General features: G+C 71.6%; 16 protein-coding genes. 11 read left to right on the forward strand and 5 right to left on the reverse strand.

The features are described 5' to 3' along the window. Positions 1-137: 137 nt before the first annotated feature. The 11 genes from LWJ43_RS21845 (at position 138) to LWJ43_RS21895 (ending at position 15,253) form a co-directional block, all read left to right on the forward strand. Positions 138-1,199, forward strand: coding sequence for a 5-dehydro-2-deoxygluconokinase (locus LWJ43_RS21845; protein WP_277333912.1), 1,062 nt, complete (start codon positions 138-140; stop codon positions 1,197-1,199). Then, on the forward strand, positions 1,196-2,086 hold the full coding sequence (locus tag LWJ43_RS21850; protein ID WP_277333913.1) for a Cgl0159 family (beta/alpha)8-fold protein: 891 nt from the start codon (positions 1,196-1,198) through the stop codon (positions 2,084-2,086). The genes LWJ43_RS21845 and LWJ43_RS21850 overlap by 4 nt, the downstream gene beginning before the upstream one ends. A gap of 31 nt (positions 2,087-2,117) precedes the next feature. Beyond that, a complete protein-coding gene (gene iolB, locus LWJ43_RS21855; RefSeq protein ID WP_277333914.1) occupies positions 2,118-3,005 on the forward strand; it encodes a 5-deoxy-glucuronate isomerase in 888 nt (295 codons plus the stop codon). Then, positions 3,002-4,915: a 3D-(3,5/4)-trihydroxycyclohexane-1,2-dione acylhydrolase (decyclizing) gene (gene iolD / locus LWJ43_RS21860; protein ID WP_277333915.1), complete on the forward strand. Its 1,914-nt coding sequence runs from the start codon at positions 3,002-3,004 to the stop codon at positions 4,913-4,915. The genes iolB and iolD overlap by 4 nt, the downstream gene beginning before the upstream one ends. 14 nt (positions 4,916-4,929) lie before the next feature. After that, on the forward strand, positions 4,930-6,429 hold the full coding sequence (locus LWJ43_RS21865) for a CoA-acylating methylmalonate-semialdehyde dehydrogenase (RefSeq protein ID WP_277333916.1): 1,500 nt from the start codon (positions 4,930-4,932) through the stop codon (positions 6,427-6,429). Positions 6,430-6,502: 73 nt separating this feature from the next. Then, positions 6,503-7,546 (forward strand): aminoglycoside phosphotransferase family protein, encoded by a 1,044-nt coding sequence (locus LWJ43_RS21870; RefSeq protein ID WP_277333917.1) that lies wholly within the window; start codon positions 6,503-6,505, stop codon positions 7,544-7,546. 256 nt (positions 7,547-7,802) lie between these two features. Then, positions 7,803-8,894, forward strand: a complete 1,092-nt coding sequence (locus LWJ43_RS21875; protein ID WP_277333918.1) for a C40 family peptidase — start codon at positions 7,803-7,805, stop codon at positions 8,892-8,894. 166 nt (positions 8,895-9,060) lie between these two features. Beyond that, a complete protein-coding gene (locus LWJ43_RS21880) occupies positions 9,061-9,663 on the forward strand; it encodes a DUF4291 domain-containing protein (protein WP_385455086.1) in 603 nt (200 codons plus the stop codon). Between the two features lie 212 nt (positions 9,664-9,875). Continuing rightward, the gene (locus tag LWJ43_RS21885; RefSeq protein WP_277333919.1) at positions 9,876-12,665 is read left to right on the forward strand and encodes an alpha/beta fold hydrolase; all 2,790 of its coding nucleotides are present in this window, start codon (positions 9,876-9,878) and stop codon (positions 12,663-12,665) included. Then, positions 12,662-13,546, forward strand: a complete 885-nt coding sequence (locus tag LWJ43_RS21890) for an ABC transporter permease (protein ID WP_277333920.1) — start codon at positions 12,662-12,664, stop codon at positions 13,544-13,546. The genes LWJ43_RS21885 and LWJ43_RS21890 overlap by 4 nt, the downstream gene beginning before the upstream one ends. Before the next feature lie 126 nt (positions 13,547-13,672). Beyond that, positions 13,673-15,253 carry a vWA domain-containing protein gene (locus LWJ43_RS21895; protein ID WP_277335960.1) on the forward strand — a complete coding sequence of 527 codons (1,581 nt, stop codon included), beginning with the start codon at positions 13,673-13,675 and terminating at the stop codon, positions 15,251-15,253. A gap of 120 nt (positions 15,254-15,373) precedes the next feature. Here the strand turns inward: LWJ43_RS21895 and LWJ43_RS21900 are convergent, their stop codons facing one another. From LWJ43_RS21900 to LWJ43_RS21920, 5 genes are read right to left on the reverse strand one after another with little or no spacing between them, the layout of a single operon-like run. Continuing rightward, on the reverse strand, positions 15,374-15,688 hold the full coding sequence (locus tag LWJ43_RS21900) for an L-rhamnose mutarotase (RefSeq protein ID WP_277333921.1): 315 nt from the start codon (positions 15,686-15,688) through the stop codon (positions 15,374-15,376). Positions 15,689-15,705: 17 nt separating this feature from the next. Beyond that, a complete protein-coding gene (gene rhaS / locus LWJ43_RS21905) occupies positions 15,706-16,791 on the reverse strand; it encodes a rhamnose ABC transporter substrate-binding protein (protein WP_277333922.1) in 1,086 nt (361 codons plus the stop codon). A 44-nt stretch (positions 16,792-16,835) separates the two neighbouring features. Next, a complete protein-coding gene (locus LWJ43_RS21910; RefSeq protein WP_277333923.1) occupies positions 16,836-17,891 on the reverse strand; it encodes an ABC transporter permease in 1,056 nt (351 codons plus the stop codon). After that, entirely contained in the window at positions 17,875-18,927 is a 1,053-nt protein-coding gene (locus LWJ43_RS21915) for an ABC transporter permease (protein ID WP_277333924.1), read from the reverse strand. The genes LWJ43_RS21910 and LWJ43_RS21915 overlap by 17 nt, the downstream gene beginning before the upstream one ends. Beyond that, complete coding sequence (locus LWJ43_RS21920; protein WP_277333925.1) at positions 18,924-20,447, reverse strand: sugar ABC transporter ATP-binding protein; 1,524 nt, start codon at positions 20,445-20,447, stop codon at positions 18,924-18,926. Before LWJ43_RS21920 ends, LWJ43_RS21915 begins: the two co-directional genes overlap by 4 nt. Between the last annotated feature and the right edge of the window lie 89 nt (positions 20,448-20,536).

Raw genomic sequence — 20,536 nt, forward strand, 5'->3', positions numbered from 1 at the left:
GTCAAGAGTTCGTCCGAATGTCCGGACAAAGTGTTGACAGGGCTCCGGGCGAGGGCTAGACCTGGGAGCGCCCGTCCGGCCGTGGCCGACTCCAGGGACGATGCGCCGGGCCGGAACACCGGGTCGAAGGGATGCGTATGCCTGAGCCGTACGACGTGATCACCATGGGGCGGATCGGCGTGGACGTCTATCCGCTGCAGACCGGTGTACCGCTGGCCCTGGTCGAGACCTTCGGGAAGTTCCTCGGCGGCTCGCCGTCCAACGTCGCCGTGGCCGCCGCCCGGCTGGGACGGCGTACGGCTGTGATCACACGGACCGGCCGGGACCCCTTCGGCGACTACCTCCACCAGGCGCTGGGGGAGTTCGGCGTGGACGACCGGTGGGTGAGTGCCGTGCCGGAGTACCCGACCCCGGTCACCTTCTGCGAGATCTTCCCGCCCGACCACTTCCCGCTCTACTTCTACCGGCAGCCCAAGGCCCCTGATCTGGAGATCCGGGGTGAGGAGCTGGACCTGGACGCGGTACGGGCCGCCCGGGTCTTCTGGGTGACCGGCACCGGACTGTGCGCCGAACCCAGCCGCACCGCCACCCTCACCGCCCTCCGGGCCCGACGCGAGGCCCAGGACAGCCGTGCCGGTGGCGAGGCCCGGGACGGCCGTGCCGGTGGCGAACACCCAGCGGCGCCCGGACCGCCTCGTTTCACCGTCTTCGACCTCGACTGGCGCCCCATGTTCTGGGGCGAGGAGGAGGGTGGCGACGACGAAGCCGCCCGCACCCACTACCGCGAGGCGCTCTCCCACGCCACGGTCGCCGTCGGCAATCTCGACGAGTGCGAGATCGCCACCGGGGAGCGCGAACCCCACGCCGCGGCACGCGCCCTGCTCGCAGCCGGACCCCAACTCGCCGTCGTCAAGCAGGGGCCGGACGGCGTCCTGGCCGTCCACCGCGACGGGACCACCGCCGAGATCCCGCCCCTCCCCGTCGACGTCGTCAACGGGCTTGGCGCCGGGGACGCCTTCGGCGGTGCCCTCTGCCACGGTCTCCTCTCCGGCTGGGACACGGAACACGTCATGCGCTACGCCAACGCGGCCGGGGCCATCGTGGCCTCCCGGCTCGCCTGCTCCTCCGCGATGCCGTTCCCGCACGAGGTCGAACAGGCCCTCGCCGACGGTGTGGTGGCCACGGGGGCCACCCCGTGACCCCGCCCGCCGCGGCCGGTGTCACGGACCTCGTCCGGCTCCGCGCCCACCACCCGGAGGCCGTCGCCGAGGCGGCCGGGGCCCGCCGCAGACGCCCCCTCGTCGGGCCCACCGGACGGCTGATGATCATCGCGGCGGACCACCCGGCCCGCGGCGCCCTCGCCGTCGGTGACGACGACCTGGCCATGGCGGACCGCTTCGACCTGCTCGAACGCCTCTGTCTCGCCCTTTCCCGTCCCGGCGTCGACGGGGTCCTCGCGGGCGCCGACGTCCTGGAGGACCTGCTGCTCCTCGGAGCGCTGGAGGACAGGATCGTCATCGGTTCCATGAACCGCGGTGGGCTCGCGGGCGCATCCTTCGAACTGGACGACCGCTTCACCGGCCACCGCGCCGTCGACCTCTCCCAGCAGGGCTTCGACGCGGGCAAGTTGCTCCTGCGGATCGACCACGACGACCCCGGCTCCCTGGACACCCTGCACACCGCCGCCCGCACCGTGAACGCCATGGCCGCCCACCGGCTGCCGGTGTTCATCGAGCCCTTCCTCTGCCGGCGCACCCCCGCGGGACTCCGCACCGACCTCGGGGCCTCCGCCGTCACCACGTCCATCGCCATCGCCTCGGGCCTCGGCGGCACCTCCGCGTACACCTGGCTCAAGGTCCCCGTCACACAGGACCCCGAGGACATGGAGCGGGTGATGCGGACCTCGACGCTCCCCGCGGTCCTGCTCGGCGGCGACGTCGCGGAGGACCCGGACACGGCGTACGAGCGGTGGCGCGGCGCGCTGCGGCTGCCGACCGTCCAGGGGCTGGTCGTCGGGCGGTCGCTGCTCTACCCCGCCGACGGCGACGTGGCGGGCGCGGTCGACACGGCCGTAGGACTTCTGTGAACGAGGCCTGACGACGGGTAGGGATGGAGCCATGGCGACGACGTCCGACGAGCAGCAGAGGTACCACCTCAGGGCCGGGCACGCGGCGAGCGGCCCCTACGTCCTCGACATCGGTCCGGAGCGGGCCGGGTGGGAGCGGTCGAGTCTGCGCGTCCTGGAGCTCGAACCGGGTGGTGTTCACACCCTGGTAACCGGGGAGAGCGAATGGATCGTCCTGCCGTTGTCCGGCGGCTGTACGGTGCGGACAGCAGGTGAGATCTTTGAACTGCGGGGCAGGAAGCACGTGTTCGGCGCCGTGACCGACTTCGCCTACGTCCCACGCGACGCCCGCGCCCAGATCGCCTCCGGCGCAGGAGGCCGCTTCGCCCTGGCAGGAGCGAAGTGCGAGCGACGACTCCCCGCTCGCTACGGCCCCGCGCCGGAGGTACCGGTCGAACTGCGCGGCGCCGGAACCTGCTCGCGCCAGGTGAACAACTTCGCCGCCGCCGACACCTTCGACTGCGACCGGCTCATCGCCGTGGAGGTCCTCACTCCGGGCGGCAACTGGTCCTCGTACCCGCCGCACAAGCACGACGAGCACCACCCCGGTGCCGAATCCGTGCTGGAGGAGATCTACTACTTCGAGGTCGAGGACGACGGCCTCGGCTACCACCGGGTGTCGCCGTCCCGGAAGGGCGGCACGGACGTCCTCGCCGAAGTCGCCACGGGCGACGCCGTCCTCATCCCCGACGGCTGGCACGGCCCGTCCATCGCCCCGCCCGGCCGAACCCTGTACTACCTGAACGTCATGGCGGGTCCGGGTGAGCAGCGCGAGTGGCTCATCCGCGACCACCCGGACCACCGCTGGATCCGCGACACATGGCCCGGGCAGCCCGTCGACCCACGCCTGCCGCTCCACGGTCGGGAGGCCGCCCGGTGACCACACCACGCCGCACCTCGGACGCGACCGCGCCCACCCGCAGGCTCACCACCGCGCAGGCCCTGATCGCCTTCCTCGCCCGCCAGTACACCGAGCGCGACGGCCGCCGGCACCGTCTGATCGACGCGACCTGGGGCATCTTCGGTCACGGCAACGTCGCGGGCGTCGGCCAGGCGCTCGTCGAGGCGGGCCCCGCGATGCCCTACCTCCAGGGCCGCAGCGAACAGGCCATGGTGCACGCCGCCGTCGGGTACGCCCGCCAGTCGGGCCGGCTCTCCGCCCACGCCGTCACCACCTCCATCGGACCCGGCGCCACCAACCTCGTCACCGGCGCCGCGCTCGCCACCGTCAACCACCTGCCCGTGCTGCTGCTGCCCGGGGACACCTTCGCCACCCGCCCCGCCGACCCCGTGCTCCAGCAGCTCGAAGTGCCCCACACGGGCGACGTGTCGGTCAACGACTGCCTGCGCCCCGTGTCCCGCTACTTCGACCGGATCACCCGCCCCGAGGCGCTGATCCCGGCGGCCCTCCAGGCCATGCGCACCCTCGCCGACCCGGCGGACACCGGCGCCGTCACTCTCGCGCTGCCGCAGGACGTGCAGGCCGAGGCGTACGACTGGCCGGCGGAGTTCTTCGCGACACGCGTCTGGAACGTCCGCAGGCCGGCCCCCGACCCCCACGAACTCGACCAGGCCGTCCGCGCCGTGCGTGCCGCACGCCGCCCCCTGATCGTCGCGGGCGGCGGAGTCCACCACAGCGAGGCCGAGGAGGCCCTCGCCGCCTTCGCCGCCGCCACCCGCATCCCGGTCGCCTCCACCCAGGCCGGCAAGGGCTCCCTGCGCCACGACCACCCCGCCGACGTGGGCGGCATCGGTCACACCGGCACCGCGACGGCGGACGCGCTCGCCCGCGAGGCCGACCTGGTGATCGGCATCGGCACCCGCCACACCGACTTCACCACCGCGTCCGGCACCCTCTTCGCCGCCCCGGCCGTCCGCTTCCTCAACCTCAACATCACCGGCTTCGACGCCCACAAGCTCGCCGCCCTGCCCCTCGTCGCGGACGCCCGCACCGCGATCGAGGCGCTCGGCGAGGCCCTGGGCGCACGCGGACACCACGTCGACCCCGCCTACGAGAGCGAGTACACCGACGCCAAGGACCGCTGGGAGCAGCGCGTCGACAGGGCCCTCGCCACCCCGGACCCCGACGCCCGCCCCACCCAGGCCCAGGTCATCGGACTGCTCGACGAACTGGTCACCGAGGAGGACATCCTGATCAACGCGGCGGGCTCCCTCCCCGGCGACCTCCACAAACTCTGGCGGGCCCGCTCCCCGCGCCAGTACCACGTCGAATACGGCTACTCCTGCATGGGATACGAGATCCCCGCAGCCCTCGGGGTCCAGCTCGCGGCGCCGGACCGGCCGGTCTGGGCCCTCGTGGGGGACGGCACGTACCTGATGAACCCCACCGAGATCGTCACCGCCGTGCAGGAGCGGCTTCCCGTGAAGCTCGTCATCCTGCAGAACCACGGATACGCGTCCATCGGCGGCCTCTCCGAGTCCGTCGGTGCCGAACGCTTCGGCACCGCCTACCGGCACCGCACCGCGGAAGGGGAGTTCACCGGCGCCCCGCTGCCCGTCGACCTCGCCGCCAACGCGGCCTCCCTCGGCATGCGGGTGCTGCGCGCCGGGTCGGTGGGGGAGCTGCGCCGGGCCCTCGCCGAGGCCCGCGCTGCGGACCGTCCCACTTGTGTCTACGTCGAGACCGAAACGGCAGACACAGTGTCGGGGCCTCCGCCGGCACAGGCGTGGTGGGATGTTCCCGTGGCCGAGACCGCGACCCGCCCGTCGGCGGTCGAGGCCAGGAAAGAGTACGACCGGCAGATCGCAGCCCGACGCCGCCACCTGTGAAGGAGACCCCGTTCATGAAGACCGTCAACCACTGGATCGGTGGCAAGACCGTCGAGGGCACGTCGGGCAACCACGGGCCGGTCACCGACCCGGCGACCGGTGCCGTCACCACCCAGGTCGCACTCGCCTCCACCGAGGAGGTCGACGCCGCGGTCTCCGCCGCGAAGACCGCGTACGAGACCTGGGGCACCTCCTCGCTCTCCGCCCGCACCGCCGTCCTCTTCCGCTACCGGGCTCTGCTGGACTCCCACCGCGACGAGATCGCCGCGCTCATCACCGCCGAGCACGGCAAGGTGCACTCCGACGCGCTGGGCGAGGTCGCCCGCGGTCTGGAGATCGTCGAGCTGGCCTGCGGTATCACCACCCAGCTCAAGGGCGAGCTGTCGACGGAGGTCTCCAGCCGCGTCGACGTCTCCTCGATCCGGCAGCCGCTCGGCGTCGTCGCGGGCATCACCCCCTTCAACTTCCCGGCCATGGTGCCGATGTGGATGTTCCCGCTGGCCGTCGCGTGCGGCAACACCTTCGTCCTGAAGCCCAGTGAGAAGGACCCGTCGGCCGCCAACCTGCTCGCCGAACTCGCCGCCGAGGCGGGGCTGCCCGACGGTGTGCTGAACGTCCTGCACGGAGACAAGGTCGCCGTCGACGGGCTCCTCGCCCACCCCGACGTCGCCGCCGTCTCCTTCGTCGGCTCCACCCCGATCGCCCGGTACATCCACGCCACCGCCTCCGCCAACGGCAAGCGGGTCCAGGCCCTCGGCGGAGCGAAGAACCACATGCTGGTCCTGCCCGACGCAGACCTGGACGCCGCGGCGGACGCCGCCGTCTCCGCCGCGTACGGCTCCGCCGGTGAGCGCTGCATGGCCATCTCCGCGGTCGTCGCGGTGCGTTCCGTCGCGGACGAGCTGGTGGCGAAGATCCGCGAGCGCGCCGAGAAGATCAAGATCGGCCCCGGCACGGACCCCACCTCCGAGATGGGCCCGCTGATCACCGCCGCCCACCGCGACAAGGTCGCCTCCTACGTCACCGGGGCCGCCGCGCAGGGTGCCGACGTCGTACTCGACGGCACAGGTCACACGGTCGAGGGTTTCGAGGACGGTCACTGGATCGGCCTGTCCCTCCTGGACAACGTCTCCACCGACTCCGACGCCTACCGCGACGAGATCTTCGGCCCGGTCCTGTGCGTCCTGCGCGTCGACACGTACGAGGACGGCGTCGCCCTCATGAACGCGTCGCCCTTCGGCAACGGCACCGCGATCTTCACCCGCGACGGCGGCGCGGCCCGGCGCTTCCAGCTGGAGATCGAGGCCGGCATGGTCGGCGTCAACGTCCCGATCCCGGTGCCGGTGGGCTACCACTCCTTCGGCGGCTGGAAGGACTCCCTCTTCGGTGACCACCACGTCTACGGCAACGACGGCGTGCACTTCTACACCCGCGGCAAGGTCGTCACCACCCGCTGGCCCGACCCGGCCGACGCCCCCGCGGGCGTCGACCTCGGCTTCCCCCGCAACCACTGACCCGGTCTCCCGCGTCCCCCGCCTCCCTGAAAAACCCAGGGGGCGCGGGAGACCGGAGTGGAACACTGGCCGCATGGAGACGGCGTCGCAGCTTCCGTTCGGTAAGGCACTGAGGGACCGGCTGGGACCGCCCGCGGCGGACCCGTCCCTCCTGGAGAGCAGTCCCCGCTCACGGGTCTGGCGCATCGAACTGACCGGCCGTCCGGCCGTGCTGAAACAACTGGTGGAAGCCCCCGAGGCCGACGAGCGCTACGCACGCGAAGTGGCCGCCCTGCGCATCGCCGGCCGGGCCTCCGGCGCCCCGGTCGTGCCCGCCCTCCTCGGCACCGACCCCGGCGAGCGGGTCCTCGTCCTCGAACACCTCGACCACCGGCGGCCCGCCGCCGACTGGATCGTCGACTACGCGACGGCCCTCGCCAGGCTGCACAGCACCGCCGGCCCCGAGGACGCCGGAGCCCTTCCCCGGTGGCAGGGCCCGGCCGCCGCCGACGTCAGCTCGTTCCTTTCCCTGGCCGAGGCCCTCGGGGTGCCCGGACAGCGCGGGGTGCGCGACGAACTCCACGCCCTCGTGGACCGCCTCGGCCGGGCGGAAGGGACCGCCCTGCTCCACGGCGACCCGTGCCCCGGCAACGACCTGCACACCCCCGACGGCGTCAGGTTCATCGACTTCGAGCAGGCGTCCCTCGGCAGCGGCCTGATGGAACTCGCCTATCTCCGCGTCGGGTTCCCGACCTGCTGGTGCGTCACCAGAGCGACAGGCCCCCTGCTCGAACGCGCCGAGACCGCCTATCGCACGGCCTGGCACAGCGAGACCGGTACCCCGCTCCCGGACGCCGGCCTCGCCGACGCCTGCGCGGGCTGGCTGATCCGGGGCGACGCCTTGGTCCAGCGCGCCCACCGGGGCCGCACCGACCACCTGGCCCGGCTCCCGCACGAGGACTGGGCGTGGGGAACGGCCACCGCCCGCCAACGCCTCGTCCACCGGCTCTCGGTGGTCGCCGGAACGACGGCGGACCACGGGGAGCTGCGGAGGCTCCGGGTTCTCTCGGCGGACCTGCGCCGCGCGGTCCTCGACCGCTGGCCGGCGCTCCGGCCGGTGCCGACGCGGCGCCCTTAGCGGCGGTCAGACATCCGGGAGCGGTCACGGGACGCGGTCACACATCCGAGACATTGTCGGGGTCGCGTCACTGACTGATGGCGCTTCCGTACAGCGCTGGGCTCAGAGAGCAAAGTTTGCCATTGTGATTCCCGTCAGGGGCTCACGTGGTCCCCGATCGCGTCAAGTGCTCGGAGCCCGATCGGGTCCACCGGGGTCGACGTGCCACAACGCGTGCCACAACACGTGCCACAGTAGTAGGAATACGGGGGAAATCATGTCTCTTCGCAGCCAGCTCACGCGCCGTACGCGCCTCGCTCTCGCCGGCGCTGCCGCCGGAGTCGTTGCGTCTGCAATTGTCGCGACGTCGATCGTCGTCAGCGACTCCTCGGAGCCGGTGACGGTCGCCGCAGCACAGGGGACCGACTACGGGCCCGAGCCGGAGGCCGACAGCGCACTCGTCACCCAGGCCGGCGAGTTCTCGACCATGGCCACGGCCACGCTCTCGCGCGACACGATGATCAACCGGGCCCGCACCTGGCTCACGGCCAACAAGGGAGGGCCGGTCCCGTACAGCATGGAGCGCAACTGGAAGGACGGCTATCGGCAGGACTGCTCCGGCTTCGTCTCCATGGCGCTCGGGCTGGGCAAGCCCGGCCTGAACACCGTCGGACTGGCCGACTCGCGCAACGGTGTCACCAAGCGGCTCAGCGGCGTGAGTCAGCTGCAGAAGGGCGACCTGCTGATCGACTACAGCACCACCGACGGCGACTTCCGCCACGTGGTGATCTTCGAGAAGTGGGCCAACGCGTCGCACAGCGCCTACTGGGCGTACGAACAGCGCGGTACGTACGGCACGACCCACCGGCAGCTCAGGTACGGGATCGGCAGCGACAACTACGACCCCTTCCGCCCGGTCAAGCTGGGTGGCGGAGGCGGAGGCGGGCAGCTTCCTACCCCGACTGTCTCCTGGCCGGTCCTCAAGAGCGGTTCCCAGGGCGCGGACGTGAGGTCCGCCCAGCGGCTGCTGACCGCACGGGGCCACGCGGTCGGGGCGGACGGCGTCTTCGGCACGAAGACCCGCTCCGCGGTGATCGCGTTCCAGAAGTCCCGGTCCCTGACCGCCGACGGCGTCATCGGCCCGAACACCTGGTCCAAGCTGATCAGGACGGTGCAGTCCGGCTCGACCGGCCAGGCGGTCAAGGCGGCGCAGACGCAGCTGAACGTCTACGGCTACGGGCTGGCGCTCGACGGCTCGTACGGCTCGAGGACGAAGTCCGCGGTGGTCGCCTTCCAGAAGAAGCACCACCTGCAGGTCGACGGCGTCGTCGGCCCGCAGACCTGGCGCGTCCTGCTCGGCACCCGCTGACGCGGGCGTCCCCGGCGACGGCTCCTTCCCACCGCGCGGGCGGTGGGAAGGAGCCGTCGCCGTTGCCGTCCCCCGGCACGGCGATCACCGGCGAGGCCGGGGCGGCCCGGTCCGCGCGGCGAAAACCAGGTGCCGTGAGATGCCTGGGCCCCGCATGCTGAGGCGCATGAACGACCTGACCGGTCCGCCCCGTTACGAGATCCGCGCGCGGCACACCGACTCCACCGTCACCGTGTACCAGGCCTATCGGCCCGCGATCGGACTGCCGGCCGCCCGTGACGGGCGCTTCCCGCCCGCCTGGAAGCGTGACCGCATGACCTGGATCAAGCCCAGCTTCCTGTGGATGATGTACCGCTGCGGCTGGGGCACCAAGGAGGGCCAGGAGACCGTGCTCGCCGTCGAGATCACCCGCGAGGGCTTCGGCTGGGCCCTGGAGAACGCCGAACTCTCGCACTACGTCAGGGGAGTGCACCCCGACCGGGCCACCTGGCAGCGCGACCTGCGACGCAGTCCCACCCGCGTCCAGTGGGACCCGGAACGCGACCTCCACCTGAACACGCTGCCGTACCGCTCCCTCCAGCTCGGACTGAGCGGCGAGGCGACACGGCGTTACGCGGACGAGTGGCTGGTCTCCGTCACCGACGTCACACCGCTCGCCCGCGAGGTCCACGCACTCGTCAGGGCGGGCGAGACCGGCAGGGCATCCGCTCTCCTGCCTGCCGAAAAGCCCCTCACCGGCCTCGGTGCCCCGGTGCCGGCCGAGCGGTGAGGGCCGGCACCTCCGCGACTCCGTCCCGGGGAGGGGAGTAGGGGGGGTGCACGGCGGCGCGGCTGGCGCGGATGTGCGCGTATGTGCGCTTTCGTGGGGCCGGGCGTACCGCATGCGGAGTACGGGGAGTGCCGGACGTACCTCCCAGGGATGCCGTGCACCTCCCCCCGGGGGCACCCCGGCCCCCGAGCCGTTCCGTTTAGGGTCGAGTCATGGAGAACCCGACTTCCCGGTGGCGGCACCGGCTGCCCCGCACCCGAGGCCGGTGGGCCGCGGTCGTCGCCGCCCTCGCCGTGCTCGTGGGCGCCGGTACCTGGACCGCCACCGCCGACGACAGCGCGCCCGCCGTGCACCGGCAGGACCAGATGCTGAAGATGAACGGGGTGTCGGTCGACACCTCGTACTTCACGTCCGGGGACACCGGGCGCCGGCCCGCGGTCCTGATCGGGCACGGATTCGGCGGCAGCAAGAACGACGTGCGCGCGCAGGCCGAGAAACTGGCGGCCGACGGATACGCCGTCATGACCTGGTCCGCCCGAGGATTCGGGAGGACCACGGGGGAGATCACCCTCAACGCCCCCGACGGCGAGGTCAAGGACGTCTCCGGGCTCATCGACTGGCTGGCGGACAGGCCGGAGGTGGAGCTCGACGCGAAGGGCGACCCGCGCGTCGGTGTCACCGGCGCCTCGTACGGCGGCGCGGTGTCCCTGCTCGCCGCCGGGTACGACGAGCGCGTCGACGCCATCGCCCCGGTGATCAGCTACTGGAACCTCGCCGACGCGCTCTTCCCCGACGGGGTGTTCAAGAAGCTCTGGGCCGGGATCTTCGTGAGCTCCGGCGGCGGCTGCGAGAGGTTCCAGAAGCAGCTGTGCGAGATGTACGAGCGGGTCGCGGTCAGCGGCAAGCCGGACGCCGCCGCGCGCGCCCTGCTGACCGAACGTTCCCCCGAGGCCGTCGCGGACCGTATCGACGTGCCCGCGCTCATCCTCCAGGGCCAGAGCGACTCGCTCTTCCCGCTCGGCCAGGCCGACGCCATGGCCGAGGCCGTCAAGGCCAACGGCGCACCCGTCTCCGTCGACTGGATCTCCGGCGGGCACGACGGCGGGGACGACGAGGGCGACCGGGTCCAGGGCCGGATCGGTGACTGGTTCGACCGGTACCTGAAGAAGGACGAGGGCGCCGACACCGGGCCGGGCTTCCGCGTGACCCGGACCGGTGGAGTCGACTCGACCGACGGCGCCGCCCTGAAGCGCGGTGCGAGCAGTGACTCGTACCCCGGGCTTGCCAGCGGCGGACGGAAGATCCCCCTCACCGGTGCCCGTCAGCAGCCCGGCCCGGGCGGCGGCCAGGACGCGACCACCGGTGGCGGCGGCCAGGACGCGGCAACCACCGGCGGAGGGCGGGACGCTCCCGCCACCGGTGGCGGAGGCAGCGGGCGGAAGGCGCCGGACGGTCTCACCCAGACCTTCCGCAACCCCGCCGGGGCGGCCCCGCCCTCCGTCTCCGCCCTCCCCGGCATCGGCGGCGGGCTCTCCCAGCTGTCCTCGCTCGGCGTCGGGCTCTCCCTCGACTTCCCCGGGCAGTACGCGAGCTTCGAGTCCGCCCCCCTGGACAGCTCCGTACGCGTCACCGGATCACCCACCGTCACCGTGAACGTCAAGGCGGACCAGGGCGACGCGGTGCTGTTCGGCAAGGTCTACGACGTCTCCCCGGACGGGAAGCAGCAGGTGCTGCCCTCCCAGCTGGTCTCCCCCTACCGGCTCACCCCCGCCGAGCAGGGCAAGCCGGTCGAGCTGACCCTGCCCGCCGTCGACCACGAGGTCGACGCCGGACACAGGCTCCGCCTCGTCCTCTCCGCGACCGACCTCGCCTACGCCTCACCCGCCGAGCCCGCGACGTACACCGTCACCCTCGACGGGGCACTGACCGTGCCCACCGCGCCCGGCGTGAAGACCGCGGCGGTCTCCCTGCCCTGGTGGACCTGGGGACTCCCGGCGGCAGCGGTCGTCATCGCCGCCGCACTCCTGCTCACCGCCCGCAGGCGCACCGCCACACCGGCCCCCGACCCGGCGCTGGCAGACGTGCCGCTGCAGATCACGGACCTGTCCAAGAAGTACGCCAAGTCCACCGACCGGTACGCGGTGCGCGACCTCGGCTTCCGCGTCGAGAAGGGGCAGGTCCTCGGCCTCCTCGGACCGAACGGCGCCGGGAAGACCACCACACTGCGCATGCTGATGGGGCTGATCACCCCCGACTCCGGCGAGATCCGGGTCTTCGGGCACGCGATCCGGCCCGGCGCACCCGTGCTGTCCCGCGTGGGGTCCTTCGTCGAGGGCGCCGGCTTCCTCCCGCACCTGTCCGGCCGCTCCAACCTGGAGCTGTACTGGCAGGCCACCGGGCGGCCCGCCGAGGACGCCCACATCGACGAGGCCCTGGAGATCGCCGGACTCGGCGACGCCCTGGCCCGCGCCGTACGCACCTACTCCCAGGGCATGCGGCAGCGCCTCGCCATCGCCCAGGCCATGCTCGGCATGCCGGACCTCCTCATCCTCGACGAACCGACCAACGGTCTCGACCCGCCCCAGATCCGCGAGATGCGGGACGTGATGATCCGCTACGCGGCCGGGGGCCGCACCGTGATCGTCTCCAGCCACCTCCTCTCCGAGGTCGAACAGTCCTGCACGCACCTGGTGGTCATGGACCGCGGACAGCTCGTCCAGGCCGGACCGGTCGCCGAGATCACCGGCTCCGGGGACATGCTGCTCGTCACCACGGACGCCGAGGTCACCGAAGCACTCGTGGACAAGGCGGCCGCACTCCCGGGCATCGGCTCCGCCGTCCGCACGGACGACGGCCACGGGCTGCTGGTCCGTCTCGACGGCGCCACCGCGTCGCAGCTGGTCGCCGAACTGGTGCGTCTCGACGTGCCGGTGACGGGCGTCGGGCCACACCGCCGCCTGGAGGACGCGTTCCTCACCCTCATCTCCCAAGGATCCGCATGAGCTCCGCACCAGAGATCCAGGCCCTCGCCGAAGCCCCCGGCTACCACGCGCGCCGGACCCTGCCACTGCGCGTCGAGGCGATGAGGCAACTGCGCAGGCGACGCACCCTGCTGATGGGCGGGGTGCTGGCGGCCCTGCCGTTCATCCTGATCATCGCCTTCGCCATCGGCGGCACGCCCGGCGGCGAAGGGGGCGGCGGAGGCGGTTCGCGGATCAACCTCATGGACGTCGCGACGGAGTCCGCCGCGAACTTCGCTGCGACCTGCCTCTTCGTCTCCGCCGGCTTCCTGCTCGTCGTCCCGGTCGCCCTGTTCTGCGGTGACACCGTGGCCTCCGAGGCGAGCTGGTCCTCGCTGCGCTACCTCCTCGCGGCACCCGTGCCCCGTTCCAGGCTGCTGTGGAGCAAGCTCGTCGTGGCACTCGGCTTCAGCCTCGCCGCGATGGTGCTGCTGCCGCTCGTCGCACTGGGGGCGGGAGCCGCCGCCTACGGCTGGGGGCCCCTCAAGCTCCCCACCGGGGGCGCGCTCGCCACCTCGGACACCGTGCCGCGCCTCGCGCTGGTCGTCGCGTTCGTCTTCGTCTCGCAGCTGGTCACCGCAGGACTGGCGTTCTGGCTCTCCACGAAGACGGACGCGCCGCTGGGCGCGGTGGGAGGAGCCGTCGGGCTGACGATCGTCGGCAACGTCCTGGACGCGGTCACCGCACTCGGCGACTGGCGCGAGTTCCTGCCCGCCCACTGGCAGTTCGCCTGGGCCGACGCCCTCCAGCCCGATCTCGAATGGGGCGGGATGGCGAAGGGAGCGGCGGTGTCGGTGACCTACGCCCTGATCCTGTTCGCCCTCGCCTTCCGCGGGTTCAGTCGTAAGGACATCGTGTCCTGACCTTCACGTTCCGCCCTGCCACCGCCCCTTGTTGCCCCATCGAGACTGTTCCGCAACGCTTCTGACGACTCCACCCGGCCGCCTCGTACGTCACATTCACAGATGTCTACGACGTGGGGGGTACCGATGGACCGCAGGGCAAGGACGTATCGGGGGGCGCTCGCGCTCCTCCTGGCGGGCGGGATCCTGATGACCGGCTGCAGTGGGCAGGGGACGACCGACGACTCCGCCGTCGACAGCAGCACCGGGCGCGGCGGACCGGCCGGGGGCAGACAGCCGTCCGCCGCACCGCAGCAGCAGGAGGACGGAGCGAGCCGGGCGGAGGACGGCCCGGCCCGGGAGAGCGCCGCGCCCGACTACCTGTCGACCTTCGCCCTTGACGTCGACACCGCCAGTTACGGATACGCGCGCCGCACCCTGAGCGACGGGCGGCTCCCGGCAGCGGACACGGTGCGCCCGGAGGAGTTCGTCAACAGCTTCCGCCAGGGTTACGAGCGGCCGAAGGGCAACGGCTTCGCGGTGAGCGTCGACGGTGCCCGTTCCGACGCCGCCGACTGGTCGCTGGTACGGGTCGGACTGGCCTCCGAGGCGGCCTCGGGCGCCGGTGAACGGCCGCCCGCCGCACTGACCTTCGTCGTCGACATCTCCGGATCGATGTCCGAACCGGGCCGTCTCGACCTGGCGAAGACCTCGCTGGGCATCCTCGCCGACGAACTGCGTGACGACGACTCCGTGTCCCTGGTCACCTTCAGCGAGGAGGCCGAGACCCGGCTGCCGATGACCCGCCTGCGGGGCAACCGCACCAAACTCCGCGACGCCGTCGAGGAGATGGAGCCCGCCGAATCCACGAATGTGGCGGCCGGCGTCGAACAGGGCTACGAGGAAGCGGTCGAGGGCCACCGCAAGGGCGCCACCAACCGGGTCGTCCTGCTGTCCGACGCCCTGGCCAACACGGGCGAGACCGAGGCCGACGCCATCCTGGAACGCGTCGGGGACGCCCGCAAGGAGTACGGCATCACCCTGTTCGGCGTCGGGGTCGGCAGCGACTACGGCGACGAGCTGATGGAACGCCTCACCAACAAGGGCGACGGCAACACCACGTACATCGCCGACGAGGCCCAGGCCAGGAAGGTCTTCGTCGACCAGCTGCCCGCCCACGTCGAACTCCGGGCCCGCGACGCCAAGGCCCAGGTGGCCTTCGACCGCGAGACGGTCCAGCAGTTCGAGCTGATCGGCTACGAGAACCGCAAGGTCGCCGACGACGACTTCCGGGACGACGGCGTCGACGGCGGCGAGGTGGGCCCAGGCCACACCGTGACCGCGCTCTACGCCGTGCGGCTCCGCGAGGGTGCCTCCGGCCACGTCGCGACGGCGACCGTGCGCTGGCTGGACCCGAAGACACGGAAGGCCCACGAGGAGACGGGATCCGTGGAGACCGGCGCGATCGGCGGAGGACTCTGGGACGACGCCGGCGCACGGCTCCAGGTGACCGCGGTGGCCGCCTACTTCGCGGACACGCTGCGCGGCGGTGACCTCCCCGGAACGCCCGCGCTCGGTGAACTCGCCGACCGTGCGCGGAAGCTGGCCTCCTCCACCGAGGACAAAGCCGTGGAGAAGCTCGCGACGATGATCGAACAGGCCGACCGGATCAAGAACGGCGGCGGGGACGGACCGCCCGGCGACGAGGGCGAGGGCGAAGTCGGCTGACACGGCCGTCCGGCCCGTGCGGGGCGACGGCGACGACCCGCACGCGCCCCCTGGAGCACGCTTGCCCCGGCTGTCACGGACAGCCGGGGCGGACGGGGCGGCATCAGGGTGTTCCGCCCGCTACGCCAGGTGGAACACCTCGGTCAGCGGGACCATGGCCTCGTCGGCGGCCTCCGACTGCTCGAAGAACTCGGCCATCTCCCGCTGCCAGCGGGCGTTGACCTCCGTCGCGGCCATCGCTTCCCTGGCCGCGTCGAAGTCCTCCGTCTCCAGATACCCGACCAGCAGGCCGTCCTGGCGGAGGAACAGCGAGTAGTTGTGCCAGCCCGCCTCCGACAGCGCGGCGAGCATGTCCGGCCACACCGCCGCATGGCGCTCGCGGTACTCGTCCTTGCGGTCCTCACGGACCTTCAGCAGAAAACAGACGCGCTGCATGAAGACGGCTCCCCCGATCAGAAGTCGAACGTGTCGATGTTCTCGGAGTCGAAGACGGTCGGCTCCCCGAGGATGACCTCGCCGTCCTTGCCGATCGTGTACTCACCGAGCTTGCCCGCCTTGAACTTCTCGCCCTCCGCACCGGTGATCTGCCCCGACGCCAGGGAGGCGGCCGCGTACGAGCCGAGGTAGCCGAGCTCTTCCGGGTTCCAGAGCGAGAACTGCTCGACCGTGCCGTCCTTGACGTACTTGCGCATCTGGTTCGGCGTGCCGAGCCCGTTCAGCACGACCTCGCCCTTGTACGAGGAGTCGCTCAGGTAGCGCGCCGCCGCGGCGATGCCGACCGTGGTGGGGGAGATGATGCCCTTGAGGTCGGGATAGGCCTGCATGAGGCCCTGCGTCTGCTGGAACGACTTCTGGTCCGCGTCGTCGCCGTACGCGACCTTGACCAGCTCCATCCCCTTGTACTCGGGGAGCTTCAGCTCCTCCTTCATGAACTCGATCCAGGTGTTCTGGTTCGTCGCGTTCTGCGTGGCCGACAGGATCGCGACCTTGCCCTTGTAGCCGATCTGCTTTCCGAGGTGCTGGACCAGACTGCGGCCGATCTCCTCGGAGCTGGCCTGGTTGATGAAGAGCTGCCGGCAGTCCTTCGCCGTGTCGGAGTCGTACGCGACGACCTTGATGTCCTTCTTCATGGCCTGCTTGAGCGGGCCGCACACCGCGTTCGGGTCGTTCGCCGCGACGAGGATGGCGTCCTGACGCTGTTGGATCAGGGTGTTGATGTAGGAGACCTGCGAGGACGCGTTCGCGTCGGACGGGCCGACCTCCTTGCCCGTGCCGCCGTACTCCTTCGCCGCGTCGATGCCCGCCTCGTCGACGATCTTCTCGTACGGGTTGTTGATCTGCTTGGGCAGGAAGGCGATCTTCAGGCCCTTCTTCAGCGGGGCGTCCGGGTCGGCCTTCGCCGAGCTCGCGGCCTTCGCACCCCCGCTCCCCTCGCTGTCCTTCGTGGTGCCGGAACAGGCGGTGAGGGCGAGAGCGAGGGAGACGGCGGTGGCTGCGGTCGCGACGGCGCGGCGCCCAGCGGCATTGCGGAGCATCATGGCGGCGTGTGCCTTTCGGAGAGGTACGGGCGGAGGACGGGGTGTCAGGACGACGGGGGTGCGGGAGTGCGCGCGGTCCGCCTGTGCCGTCGTGCGACGACCGTCGCGATGACCCGTGGGGTCAGGACGGACGCCACCAGGAGCAGTCCGGTCACGATGACCTGCACCTCGTTGGCGATGTCGTTGAGCGTGAGCAGGTTCTTCAGGACGCCGATCAGCAGGACACCGGCGACCGCGCCGAAGAGCGTGCCCTTCCCACCGTCGAAGTCGATACCGCCCAGCAGGACGGACGCGATGACGAGCATCTCGAAGCCGAGTCCGTTGTCCGCGCGGGCACTTCCGTACCGGAGGGTGAAGACGACACCGGCGAACGCGGAGAACAGCCCGGTCACGACGAAGAGCAGCAGCTTGATCCGCTTGACCCGGATACCGGCGAAGTACGCGGCCTCCTCCTGGGCGCCGATCGCGAAGAGGGAGCGGCCGAGACCGGTCGCGTGCAGCACCACCGCGGTGATCGCGGCCAGGACGATGAAGAGCAGCACCGGATACGTGAGGAAGGTGCCGGGGACGGTCGTGGTGTCGACGGCCCAGTCCGCGTACACCTGCGGGAAGTCCGTCACCGCGTCGCTGCCGAGCGCCACCGAGGCCAGACCCCGGTAGAGCGCCAGGGTGCCGATGGTGACGGCCAGGGACGGCAGTCCGACCTTGGTGACCAGCCAGCCGTTGAGGAGGCCTCCGGCGACGCCCACGAGGAGCACGGCGGGGACGATCGTCTCGAAGGCCCAGCCGGCTTCCCAGAGCGCGCCGGTCAGCGCGCTGCCCAGACCCAGCATGGAGGCGACGGACAGGTCGACCTGCCCGGCGACGACCAGGAGCGTCATCGGCAGTGCGATGAGGGCGACTTCGGCGATGTCGTTGAAGGCGAACGCGAGGTTCTCGCCCGAACCGAACCCCTCCGTCGTCCCGAGACCGACGACGAGGACCGCCACCAGCAGGGCGCCGACCGCGGTGTCCCAGCGAAGCGCCAGGGCGCGCACGGGAGAGGGCCTCGCCGCGGCCCGCGGAGTGGGAGCCGTCTTCGTGTCAGGCGCCGTGGTCATGACGGGCGTTCCTCTTCCTCAGTGCGGCGGTCATCCGCAGGTTCACGATCCGGTCGACGCTGATGGCCAGCAGGAGGAGAGCGCCGGTGATGGCGCCCTGCCAGAAGGAGTCCACCTTCAGCACGACCAGCACACTGCCGATGGTGGTGAGCAGCAGGGCGCCGAGCGCCGCGCCCCAGACGCTGCCGGTGCCACCGGTGATGGCGACACCACCGACGACCACGGCGCTGACGACCGTCAGTTCCCAGCCGTGCGCGTTGTCCGCGACGACCGTGCCGAAGCGGGCCAGCCACAGGGCCCCGGCGAAGCCGGCGACGGCCCCGGAGAAGGCGTACGCGGCGAGCACCCGGCGGCGGATCGGGATACCGGCGAGGCGGGCGGCCTCGGGGCTCGACCCGATGGCGTACAGCTCACGTCCCGAGCGGTAGCCGCGCAGGAAGTACGCCGTCGCCACGAGCAGGACGAGCGCGATCAGCGGCAGGTACGGGACGCCCAGCACGCTGCCGCTGCCTAGGCCCAGGACCGCCTCCGGCACCTCGGAGGCGCTGATCTGCTCACCCTGCGCCCACCAGTAGTCGATGCCCTGGATGATGTAGAGCATGCCCAGGGTCACGACCAGCGCCGGGACCCCGCCGAAGCTGACGAGGGCGCCGGACAGCAGTCCGCAGACCACGCCGACGGCGATGCCGAGCAGCATCACCGTCAGCACACCGTGGTCGCTCCCCGCGACGAACTTGCCGCAGGCGAAGGCGGACAGGCCCACGACCGAGCCGACCGACAGGTCGATGTTCCGGGTGATCACCACGGCGGACTGGCCGACCGCGAGCAGCACCAGGATCGACGCGTTGAGCAGCAGGTCCTTGACGCCCTGGTCGGACAGGAAGCGCGGATTGGCCAGACAGGTGCCGAGGACGAGCAGGACCAGCGCCCCGGCGATGGAGATCTCGCGCGCCCGGAAGACCGCGTCCACGAGCGAGGAGGCACTCCGCTCCGGTGTCTTCGCGGTGTCCGGGGGGCTCCCGATGGTGGTGGTCATGCCGCTGCCCTCTCGACGCGTCCGGTGGCCGCGGCCATGACCGACTCCTCGGTGGCGCTCCTGCGCGGGATCTCGGCGACGAGCCGGCCCTCGTGCATCACGAGCACCCGGTCGGCCATCCCGATGACCTCGGGGAGATCCGAGGAGATCATCAGTACGGCGAGACCGTCGGCGGCCAGCGAGGAGAGCAGCCGGTGGACCTCCGCCTTGGTGCCGACGTCGATCCCGCGGGTCGGTTCGTCGACGATCAGCACGGCGGGACCTGTCGCCAGCCACTTGGCCAGCACGACCTTCTGCTGGTTGCCGCCGGACAGCACACCCACGGTGTCCGCCAGCCGGTTGTACTTGAGCTGGAGGCGCACCGCCCAGTCGGCGGCCCGGTCGTGCTCCAGGGCGCGGCTGACGAGCCCGCGCTTGCGGACCTCGCCCAGGCCCGTGAGTCCGATGTTGCGTTCGATCGACATATCCATGACCAGACCCCGCTGGCGCCGGTCCTCCGGTACGAGCGCGAGCCCGGCGTCCATCGCGGCGGTCGGCGAGCCGGGGCGCAGCACCGTGCCGGCGACCTTCACCTCGCCCGCGTCGGCGCGGTCCACACCGAAGACCGCCTGGGCGACCTCAGTGCGCCCGGCACCGACCAGTCCGGCGAGAGCGACGATCTCGCCGCGCCGGACGTCGAAGGACACGTCGCGGAAGACACCCTCGCGGGTCAGCCGGTGCACCGACAGCGCGACCTCGCCGACCTCGGCGTCCTGCTTGGGGTAGAGGTCGTCGAGGTCGCGTCCCACCATCCTGCGCACCAGGTCGTCCTCGGTGAGCCCTTCGAGCGGCTCGGAGGAGATCCAACGGCCGTCGCGCAGGGTCGTGACGCGCTGGCACAGCTCGAAGATCTCGTCCAGGCGGTGCGAGATGAACAGCACCGCCGCGCCCTCGGCGCGCAGTGCGCGGACGACGGAGAAGAGCCGGGCGGTCTCGCTGCCGGTCAGGGCGGCCGTCGGCTCGTCCATGATCAGGACACGGGCGTCGAAGGAGAGCGCCTTGGCGATCTCGACGATCTGCTGGTCGGCGATCGACAGCCCGCGTGCGGGCCGGTCCGGGGCGAGATCCACCCCGAGTCTCCGCATCAGCCCTGCGGTGGTCTCGCGCACGGCCCTGCGGTCGATCCGTCCCAGGGACCGCCGGGGCTGACGGCCCATGAAGATGTTCTCGGCGATGGAGAGGTCGGGGAAGAGCGTGGGCTCCTGGTAGATGACGGCGATGCCGGCGTCACGCGCGTCCGCCGGGCCGTGGAAGACGACGGGCTCGCCGTCGAGAAGCACCTCACCACTGTCCGGCCGGTGCACTCCGGCGAGGGCCTTGATCAGGGTCGACTTGCCTGCGCCGTTCTCACCCGCGAGTGCGTGGGCCTCGCCGGGGAACAACCGCAGGGACACGTCCTGCAGGGCCCGTACGGCACCGAAGGACTTGCTCACGCCCTGCAGGGCCAGGACCGGGGCCGGGTCCGGGGCGGACTGGTTCATGAGAGCTCCTCAGCGGTGGGACCGTTCCGCGCCACCCCGCCGTGAAAGGTTTCAATCAGGTTGCTCGGAAGCTAAACGGGGATTGCGGG

This window comes from Streptomyces sp. JH34 (assembly GCF_029428875.1).
Classification (GTDB): Bacteria; Actinomycetota; Actinomycetes; order Streptomycetales; family Streptomycetaceae; genus Streptomyces.